The organism is Streptomyces phaeochromogenes, from assembly GCF_001418655.1.
Classification (GTDB): Bacteria; Actinomycetota; Actinomycetes; order Streptomycetales; family Streptomycetaceae; genus Streptomyces; species Streptomyces phaeochromogenes.
On record NZ_LIQZ01000095.1, the window covers coordinates 22396 to 28517 of the forward strand.

5 protein-coding genes and 3 pseudogenes are annotated in these 6122 nt (G+C 69.6%); 3 read left to right on the forward strand and 5 right to left on the reverse strand.

The window, feature by feature from the left end:
* Window positions 1-4 precede the first annotated feature (4 nt).
* A complete protein-coding gene (locus tag AOK17_RS14060; protein ID WP_055612773.1) occupies window positions 5-883 on the forward strand; it encodes a shikimate dehydrogenase in 879 nt (292 codons plus the stop codon).
* A gap of 117 nt (window positions 884-1000) precedes the next feature.
* Here the strand turns inward: AOK17_RS14060 and AOK17_RS14065 are convergent, their stop codons facing one another.
* The 4 genes and pseudogenes from AOK17_RS14065 to AOK17_RS14080 all read right to left on the reverse strand — a co-directional run.
* Window positions 1001-3292 carry an FUSC family protein gene (locus AOK17_RS14065; RefSeq protein ID WP_055612774.1) on the reverse strand — a complete coding sequence of 764 codons (2292 nt, stop codon included), beginning with the start codon at window positions 3290-3292 and terminating at the stop codon, window positions 1001-1003.
* 208 nt (window positions 3293-3500) lie between these two features.
* Window positions 3501-3914, reverse strand: a complete 414-nt coding sequence (locus AOK17_RS14070) for a (R)-mandelonitrile lyase (protein ID WP_055612775.1) — start codon at window positions 3912-3914, stop codon at window positions 3501-3503.
* A gap of 15 nt (window positions 3915-3929) precedes the next feature.
* Window positions 3930-4256, reverse strand: a complete 327-nt coding sequence (locus AOK17_RS14075; protein WP_055612776.1) for a carboxymuconolactone decarboxylase family protein — start codon at window positions 4254-4256, stop codon at window positions 3930-3932.
* Window positions 4257-4680: 424 nt separating this feature from the next.
* A pseudogene (locus tag AOK17_RS14080) lies at window positions 4681-4902 on the reverse strand (MmyB family transcriptional regulator); the annotation flags it as partial.
* Between AOK17_RS14080 and AOK17_RS14085 the strand changes: the two are divergent.
* On the forward strand, window positions 4883-5077 hold the full coding sequence (locus tag AOK17_RS14085; protein ID WP_055612778.1) for a hypothetical protein: 195 nt from the start codon (window positions 4883-4885) through the stop codon (window positions 5075-5077). The pseudogene AOK17_RS14080 and the gene AOK17_RS14085 sit on opposite strands and share 20 nt — an antisense overlap.
* Window positions 5078-5188: 111 nt before the next feature.
* On the opposite strand, the pseudogene tnpA reads toward AOK17_RS14085, so the two are convergent.
* Window positions 5189-5634 (reverse strand): annotated as a pseudogene (gene tnpA, locus AOK17_RS48400) (IS200/IS605 family transposase).
* A 25-nt stretch (window positions 5635-5659) separates the two neighbouring features.
* Here tnpA and AOK17_RS14090 point away from each other — a divergent pair.
* A pseudogene (locus AOK17_RS14090) lies at window positions 5660-6122 on the forward strand (RNA-guided endonuclease InsQ/TnpB family protein); the annotation flags it as partial.

Below are 6122 nucleotides of genomic sequence, written 5' to 3' on the forward strand. Positions count from 1 at the left end.
GGCGATGGACCAGGACTCGTATCTCGTCGGCCTGATCGGCTCCGGCATAGTCACGTCGCTCAGCCCCGCACTCCATGAACGCGAGGCCGACCGGCATGGCTTGCGCTACCTCTACCGCCTGATCGACCTCGACACCCTCGGTACCGCCCCTGAGAGGGTGGGTGAACTGCTGGACGGCGCCCAGGACACCGGCTTCACCGGTCTCAACATCACCCACCCCTGCAAGCAGCTCGTCATCGAGCACCTCGATGCCCTGTCCGAGCAGGCCGAGGCGGTCGGTGCGGTCAACACCGTCGTGTTCGGGGAGGGGCGGGCGACCGGCCACAACACGGACGTCACAGGGTTCGGGGCCTCGTTCGCCCGCTCACTGCCCCAAGCCCGCCTGGAGCGGGTGGTGCTGCTCGGCGCCGGAGGAGCCGGGGCGGCCGTCGCCCACGCGGTGCTCGCCCGCGGCGCCGGACACCTCACGGTCCTCGACCTGCAGGCTCACCGTGCAACCGGTCTCGCGGCCTCGCTGACTCGGCACTACGGCACAGGGCGCGCGTCCGCGGAAACGCTGGACCGTCTCCCCGCACTGCTGGCCGGTGCGGACGGTCTCCTGCACGCCACGCCCACCGGAATGGCCGCACACCCGGGCCTGCCGCTTCCGGCCGAACTGCTACACCCCCGACTGTGGGTCGCCGACGTCGTCTACCGACCGCTGGAAACCGCGCTGCTGCGCACCGCCCGCGAACGCGGCTGCACAGTTCTCGACGGGCTCGGCATGGTCGTCTTCCAGGCCGCCGACGCCTTTCGGCTGTTCACCGGCAGGGAGCCGGACAGCGCACGGATGCTGGCCGATGCCGACGAGCTGGCCCACGCGGCCGAAGCCGAAGCGACGTGAGCAGACTCGAACGAACGCGACACGAGCGAAGCGATACGTGCGAAGGGGTACCGCAGCATCCGCGTGTCTGCAGTGGCCCGGCGAGCCCGCCGGAGTGCGCGTGGTCCGGTGTGTGGATCAGGACGGCTTGCCCGCCCCTGCGGCAGCCGCCAGGCTCGGCTGGAGGCGGCGGGCGGCGTCGAGGTGGTCGGCGGTCCAGATGATGCGGATGGCGGTGTCCGTGGCCTGCCCGTGCTCGTCACTCAGCTCGCGGCGGAGGGATTCGACCAACTCCGCTTCGGCCACGGGATTGCGCGGGAGCGGATCCCGGACCGGGGTGTCCTGGCCCAAGCCGGCGGCCAGGTCGCAGTACCAGCCGGAGACGCGGCCCACGGCGCCCAGCAGAACGAGGCGAGCGTCGGTCCGGTCGGGCTGGGCCTGCTGCTCGTCGGCGCGCTGCCACAGCCCCAGCACCGCGTCCGCGGCGAGGCGCAGTCCCACGATGCCGGTGACCAGAGTGGTCATCTCTGCCAGGGGTACCGGTTTTGGCCCGCGTTCGGCCAGGTAGCTGCGGAAGGCGTCGTCGAGCCTTCGCGCGGCGGCAGCGGCTTCGAGGCGCTCTTGCAGCGCGACATCGGTGGAGGAGGTAGTGGTGTCGCAGCGGCTGACGGCGTATTCCACCGCGCCCGCCAGGTAGCGGGCGCTGTCCCGGTAAGCCTCGGCGAGAGCTCGGTCGACCGCCGCCGTCGCGCCGCGCGGCCAGAAGAAGAGCCCCACCAGAATGCTCACCGCGCAGCCGATCGCGATGTCCTGGATCCGCAGGAGCACGATGTGCCAGTCGGGGTCCTGGCCGATGTTGAACAAGATGACCAGGGTGATGGTGAAGGACGCCTGTCCGGCGGCGAAGGAGATGGCGGCGGGGGCGATACCGGCGAGCAGCACCGCGATGGGCAGCAGGAACCAGAGAACTGTGCCGTGGTGGCCGATGAGCTGCAGCAACACGGTGCCGATGATCGAACCCGCGACTGTGCCGCCCAGGGCGCGGGCCGCGTTCTGCCCGGTGTTGAGGGCGTTGGAGCGCAGCACCGACAAGGTTCCTAGGAGGACCCAGAACGAGTGCTGGACTCCCGTCAGGTTCGCGAGGGCGACCGCGATGCCGAGACCGACCGCACCTCGCAGGCTGTTGTGCAGCCAGACGGACTGCGGCTGGAGGTGGGCGGCGGCTCGCTCACGCGCCGAGGCCAGTGGTTCGGTCGCAGCGTCGGGCTCGCGGCCCAGCACGCGTTCGAGCCAGCTCCGGCGTTCGGCCGCCGCGGCCAGGTCAACGTTGTCGGCGATCTGCAGCGTTGCGAATCCCAGCTCCTGCGCGCGGAATGACAGGTCCAGGGCGCCGATGACGGGGTGCACGCGCGAGGGTGTGCCGGCTCCGCCCTGGTCCATGGGCAGCCGTGTGGTGGCGCTGCGTTCCATGTCGGCCATGGCTGTACGCATGTTCTCCGAAGCGGCGTGCAGCCCGTCCGGTGAGCCGTGCGGGGCATCGAGCAGGGTGGCTGCCTCAACGAGCACAGAGGCGGCGGCCCGCCGTACGGACTGGGCGGCGGCGTCGCAACGGGGGTGGCCGTCGAGTGAGGGTGCGCTGTCGGCCAGGATGCCGCTGAGCCACGTCAGTTCGTCGACGAGGCGGACGATGGCGCGAGAGCTGGTGGACAGGCCGGTGGGGCGGTAGGGCGTGGCGTCGAAGACGGTGCGCAGATCGTCTGCCGCGGTGGAGGCCTCGACTGCCGCGGTACGGCATTGCCCGGTGCTCGGTGCGCCCGGACCGCCTGCCAGGAGGGACGCGTCGGTGCGCAGTTGCTCGGCGGCCGCACGGCAGACCCGGGCGGCCGGTGCGCTGAGCGGGTCGGCGGCGGGGCGGGGCCACAGCAGGGTGACCGCGAGCATGGAGGCGGCAGCCGCGAGGCCGGCGCCTGCGAGCCGGTCGGGCAGCTCGGAGAACGGGACGGGTGAGGTCACCGGGAGGATGAAGGCCAGCAGCAGCGCGGTGGACGCACCCGCGAGGACGGAGCTGACCACGCCGGAGAACAGCACCAGGAAACCGATGACGACCATCACGGCGACCGCGAGCCAGGTCTCTTCCGCCACGAGCGTCCCCAGGCAGATGAGAGCGGCCCAGGCCACCGCGAGGCCGAGGTGGGCCCGCAGCCGTTGCACCATCGACCCGGTGAAGTCCACCAGCAGCAGCATCGAGAACGAACCGAACGCGGCGAAGGTGGCCATCGTCGGCGAGCCGATGACCTGGCTGCACAGGGCGAACAGGGCAGGCATCACGATGGCCGTCCGTCCGGCGCGCCGGGTGGCTGCCAGCTCGGGATCGTGATCACGCAGCCACGATCCGGCCCGTCCGAGCCGGATTCGGCTGAGTTTCTCCATATGACCGTGTACCTCCTGGCGGCATGACCTCCGGTGCACCGAGCTTGACGTCATTTGCGGAGCGACGTCGCACGCACACGACCTCCGTTCGTGATCGACCCGGATGGGTCAGCCAGGAACGCCAGGGGGGTCGCGTTCGCTGCGCGTGGCGGAGGCGAATCCGACCGCAGGCGCCGACGCGGCCGTCCTGAGCCCCACGACGATGTCTCTACGCTTCACCGGTCTTTCCTTCGTACTCTTTGTCGCTCACGTGTTCGCCCCACTCGACATCGGGCACAGCGGGATCTCCCGTGCCGTCCGACAGCGCGAGATGGGTCATGAAGTGGTTGGGGACGGCACCATGCCAGTGCCACTCGCCCGGGGGCGTGTGGACGGTGTCGCCCGGTCGCATGACCAAGACGTCGCCGCCACGGGCCTGTTCCAGGCCGATGCCCTCGGTGACATGCAGCGTCTGCCCGACCGCGTGCCGGTGCCAGGCGGTGCGGGCGCAGGGGGAGAACCGTGCCGCGGCCGCACGAAGCCGCGAGGGCTCCTCGGCCGCTGCGATCGTGTCCACCCACACGTCACCGGTGAACCGTCCCGGTGGGGCCTTGGCCGAGGGCTTCCTCTCGAGGAACCTCATGGAGCCTCGACCCCACTACTGTGTCTGGTCGTCGACGATGGCCTTGAGCTGGGTGAGCGCGCCCATGCCGCTGGGCCATCCGGCGTAGAAGGCCAGATGGGTGAGGGCTTCGACGAGTTCGTCCCGGCTCAACCCGTTCTCCAGCGCCAGACGCAGATGGCTGTTGAGCTGGTCGGGGCGGTACGTCGCGGCCAGCACGGAGACGGTGATCAGACTGCGGTCCCGCGGGGACAGGCCCTCGCGCTTCCACACGTCGTCGAACAGCACGTCGTCGGTCAGCTGGACCATCTTCGGCGCGAGGTCACCGAGCAGTTGCTGGGCCCGCGAGGGTTCCTGTGCCATGCGTGTGCCGCCTTTCTCCGTATTCCGTCTCGTCCAGCGAAATCAATTCCGTACGTGGCCGGCGTGACCTGCGTTCGGAATTAAGCCGGTGACCTGAATTTCAGCCCCCCGATTCGGTATCTTCGCGACGCGGCGAAGGTACGGACCGGAAATGCTGCACGCGGACAGGGGCCTCGCCTTGAGAGGTGATCTTCGTTCACGCCCAGCTTGCACGCCTGCTGCGCCCCGTGACAGACCGCGCGGTGCCGGGGAGCAGCGTTCCAGGGCATGACAGGGCCCCCATGTGCGCGGCAGGGCAGGGCAGGCTGGTCGGTTCCGGTGCCGGTTTCCGACCGCGCGGCTACAGCCACCGCTCCGGAGCGTGATTCGGGTGACGGGGTACGCGCTGTGCCGATGTTCGGCAGCGGGGCAGCGGGGCAGCGGTTCAGTCGGTCGGCGCGGCGGAGAGGTGCTGGTCGGCCGCCCAGGAGGCGAGGATGCGCAGGCCGTCGTGGGTGCGGGTGCCGACCTCCGCGGTCCAGATGACGAGCTGCTGGTCGGGGTCGGTGCTGGCGGTGAGGGTGTCCCAGTCCAGGGCGAGTTCGCCCGCGACGGGGTGGTCGAGGGTTTTGGTGCCGACGCTGAGGGTGGCGACGTGGTGGGCGGCCGTCCGTGTCACCGGCCTGCGCCGCACCCGCTACCACGATCTACCCGCGACCCGCCTCGGCCACGTCTTCGCCGCCACCGCGATCAACCTCATCCGCATCGACCGATGGCTGACCGGCACCCCACTCGGCGGCACCCGCACCTCCCGCCTCGAAGCCCTGATGCTCGCGGCCTGACCACCCGAATCACGCATTCCTCAGCAGAGTCCTTCAGCCCGGTGGTGAAGCGAATCTGATGGTTGCGACGCGGAGCGCCGCCGTGTCTGGTCCGGCGGAGCCGGGCGGGGCTCACACCGGCCGGTTCTGCTGTTCGATGTACTGCCTGACCACGGTGAGGGGGGCGCCGCCGACGGTTCCGGCGAAGTAGGACCCGGACCAGAGCTTGTTGGCCCGCCAGTAGTGCCGTACCAGGTCGGGGAACTCTCCCCCAGCCTTCGGCCGGGAGGTACCCCCAGGCGCAGTCGGCGGGAGGAGACGCCCTTGAGGGAGTTGACCAGTTTGGTCACGGTGACCTTGGGCGGGAAGTTCACCAGCAGGTGGACGTGGTTGTTCTCGCCGTTGAACTCCACCAGCTCGCATTCGAAGTCCGTACACACCGACCGCATGATCTCCTCCATGCGCGTCAGATGAGCATCGGTGAACACCTTGTGCCGGAACTTGGTCACGAAGACCAAGTGGACGTGCATCACGAAAGCACAGTGCCTGCCAGTTCTGACCTTCTGCATCTCAGTCATAACCCAAGTATTTGTCGTGATCGTCATGCAGCTCAGGTACGCCTTCAGGTTGTACCCGGACACTGGCCAGCAGAGAGCGTTGGCGAAGGCGTTCGGATGCGCCGTGTCGTGTTCAACGACGCGGTCCGTGCCCGTGAAGACGCCCGCAAGGCCGAGCAGCCGTTCCCCAAGGCCGGGGAGCTGTCCACGCGCCTGATCACCGAGGCCAAGCGGACAGCGGAACGGTCCTGGCTGGGCGAGGTCTCCGCCGTCGTCCTCCAGCAGTCCCTGCGCGACGCCGAGACCGCTTACCGCAACTTCTTCGCCTCCCTGAAGGGCACCCGCAAGGGACCCAAGACCGGCCCGCCGCGCTTCAAGTCCCGCAAGGACGCCCGGCAGTCGATCCGGTTCACCGCCAACGCCCGCTGGAAGATCACCGACAGCGGACGGCTGAACCTGCCGAAGATCGGCGCGGTGAGGGTGACATGGTCCCGCACCCTGCCCACCAC

Excerpts from the sequence above, each read along its gene's own strand:
- AOK17_RS14060 (WP_055612773.1), top strand. The coding sequence starts at position 5 with ATGGACCAGGACTCGTATCTCGTCGGCCTGATCGGCTCCGGCATAGTC.
- AOK17_RS14065 (WP_055612774.1), bottom strand. The coding sequence starts at position 3,292 with ATGGAGAAACTCAGCCGAATCCGGCTCGGACGGGCCGGATCGTGGCTG.
- AOK17_RS14070 (WP_055612775.1), bottom strand. The coding sequence starts at position 3,914 with ATGAGGTTCCTCGAGAGGAAGCCCTCGGCCAAGGCCCCACCGGGACGG.
- AOK17_RS14075 (WP_055612776.1), bottom strand. The coding sequence starts at position 4,256 with ATGGCACAGGAACCCTCGCGGGCCCAGCAACTGCTCGGTGACCTCGCG.